Here is a 2,429-nt window from a genome sequence, read left to right as displayed (position 1 = left end):
GCCGAACCCTGCCGCCGTGGCCACCGCGCGGTGAATGGGCACGCCGTAGAGGGTCATGATCGGCACGCCGAAGCTGCCGCCGCCGATCCCCATCAGCACCGACAGGAACCCCACGGCGGGCGATAGCCCGGCCCGCGCCGCGCCTTTCGGCATCGCCGGCCCGATCCGCCAATGCGCCCGGCCGAAGCCGAGATAGAGCGCGATCACCAGCGCCAGCACGCCAAAGACGCCCTGCAGCGTGGCCGAGCGCAGGCTGGCGGCCACCAGAACGCCCACGATTGCGCCCAGAACGATCCCCGGCGCCCATGTCTTCAGGATGTCCCAGTCGACCGCGCCCTTCTTGTTGTGGCTCAGGACCGAGCGCACCGAGGTCACGATGATCGTCGCCAGCGAGGTCGCAAGACAGATCTGCATCAATTGCGGCCCGGCATAGCCCAGCGCGGTGAAGGTATACAAAAACGCCGGAACCAGAACGATACCGCCGCCAACCCCCAAAAGCCCGGCCAGAACCCCGGCAAAGGCGCCAATCCCCATCAGGATCGCGATCAGCGGAAGAAGAGTGGCAAGATCGGGCATTGCGGGCCTCCGTGGTCAAGTTTTCTTGCCAATACCCGGAATTTGGCCGGTTGGCCATGGGCAAAATGCTCAGGCTGCGGCGCAGGTCACGGCGGCCAGCGCTTCGTCCAGCACCGACAGGCCGGCCTCGGGGCCGTGGCCACGCTCGGACAGGATGCGCCGCCATTGCCGCGCGCCGGGCCGTCCGGCGAACAGGCCCAGCATATGGCGGGTGATCTGGTTCAACCGTCCGCACGCCGCCAGATGCCGGGCGATATAGGGGTGCATTTCCTGCACCACCTGTTCGGCGGTCTTGGTGCCGGGGATGCCATAGATCACCTCATCCGCCGCCAGCAGGATGTCCGAGGGCGTGTGATAGGCCGCCCGCCCGATCATCACCCCGTCCAGCCCGGCCTCCAGCAAAGCGCGCGCATGGTCCAACGAAGCAATGCCGCCGTTGATCGACAAATGCAGATGCGGATAGGCCGCTTTCATCGCATGAACCAGATCATAGTCCAGCGGCGGGATATCGCGGTTTTCCTTAGGGGAAAGCCCCTGAAGCCACGCCTTGCGGGCATGGATGGTAAAGCGGGTGACGCCAGCGGCGCTGACGGTTTCCAGAAACTGCGGCAACACCTGATGGGCGTCCTGATCGTCGACGCCGATGCGGCATTTCACTGTCACCTCGACGTTTGAGGCCGCGATCATCGCCGCCACGCACTCGGCCACCAGATCGGGGGTTTTCATCAGCACCGCGCCAAAAGTGCCCGATTGCACCCGGTCCGACGGGCAGCCGACGTTGAGGTTCACCTCGTCATAGCCTTCGTCATTGCACAGGCGCGTGGCCTCGGCCAGTTCCGCCGGGTCCGAGCCGCCCAGCTGCACCGCGACGGGGTGCTCAGAGGGATCGAACTCCAGCAAATGCCGCGCCCCGCCCCGCACCAGCGCCGGGGCCGTGACCATCTCGGTATAAAGCAGCGTCTGCGCCGACATCAGCCGGTGCAGATACCGGCAATGCCGGTCGGTCCAGTCCATCATCGGCGCGACGGACAGGATTTTTCCCGAGATCGTCTGGGGCATGTCGCTGTCTTCTGTCCTTGCAATGGCGACCGGGGCCGCACGGCGCATCGTCATAAAGCACGGCGCCGCAGCCGTCTACCGCACTTAGGCAAAGGCCTGAAGCCCGGTGATCGCCCGCCCGAGGATCAGCGCGTGCACGTCATGCGTGCCCTCATAGGTGTTCACCGTCTCAAGGTTCTGCGCGTGGCGCATGACATGATAGCCGATCTGGATACCATTGCCGCCATGCATATCCCGCGCCATGCGGGCGATATCCAGCGCCTTGCCGCAATTGTTGCGTTTGATCAGCGAGATCATCTCGGGCGCAAAGCGGTTCTCGTCCATCAGGCGACCGACCCGCACACAGGCCTGAAGGCCCAGCGCGATCTCGGTCTGCATATCGGCCAGCTTTTTCTGATACAGCTGCGTTGCGGCCAGCGGGCGTTTGAACTGGTGTCGGTCCAGACCGTATTGCCGGGCACGGGTCCAGCAATCCTCGGCCGCGCCCATCACGCCCCAGGCAATGCCGAAACGCGCCCGGTTCAAACAGCCGAAGGGCCCGCCCATGCCTTGCGCATCGGGCAACAGCGCGTCTTCGCCGACCTCGACATTCTCCATCACGATCTCGCCGGTGATCGAGGCGCGCAACGACAGCTTGCCGTCGATTTTCGGGGCGCTGAGCCCTTTCATGCCTTTTTCAAGGACAAAGCCGCGCACCTTGCCGCCGTGGGCCTCGGACACTGCCCAGACCACGAAAACATCGGCAATCGGCGCGTTGGAAATCCACATTTTCGCGCCGTTCAAAAGGTAACCAT

At 64.6% G+C, this 2,429-nt stretch carries 3 protein-coding genes; all 3 read right to left on the bottom strand.

Annotation, left to right across the window (positions count from 1 at the left end):
- Positions 1 to 576, bottom strand: a 576-nt coding sequence (locus ABYW26_RS13395; RefSeq protein WP_372605415.1) for a sulfite exporter TauE/SafE family protein, incomplete at its 3' end; no start/stop codon positions are given.
- 69 nt (positions 577 to 645) lie between these two features.
- Positions 646 to 1,635, bottom strand: coding sequence for a tRNA dihydrouridine(20/20a) synthase DusA (gene dusA, locus ABYW26_RS13390; protein WP_372605414.1), 990 nt, complete (start codon positions 1,633 to 1,635; stop codon positions 646 to 648).
- Positions 1,636 to 1,719: 84 nt separating this feature from the next.
- Positions 1,720 to 2,429: acyl-CoA dehydrogenase family protein (locus tag ABYW26_RS13385; RefSeq protein ID WP_372605413.1), on the bottom strand; the 710-nt coding region annotated here is incomplete at its 5' end.

This window comes from Actibacterium sp., from assembly GCF_041584535.1.
GTDB lineage: Bacteria > Pseudomonadota > Alphaproteobacteria > Rhodobacterales > Rhodobacteraceae > Actibacterium_D.
The sequence above is the reverse complement of the archived record's forward strand: the minus strand, read 5'-3'. Positions and strand labels throughout refer to the sequence as shown.

What these genes read in the sequence shown, in the direction of transcription:
- dusA (WP_372605414.1), bottom strand. Translation starts at nt 1,635, where the DNA reads ATGCCCCAGACGATCTCGGGAAAAATCCTGTCCGTCGCGCCGATGATG.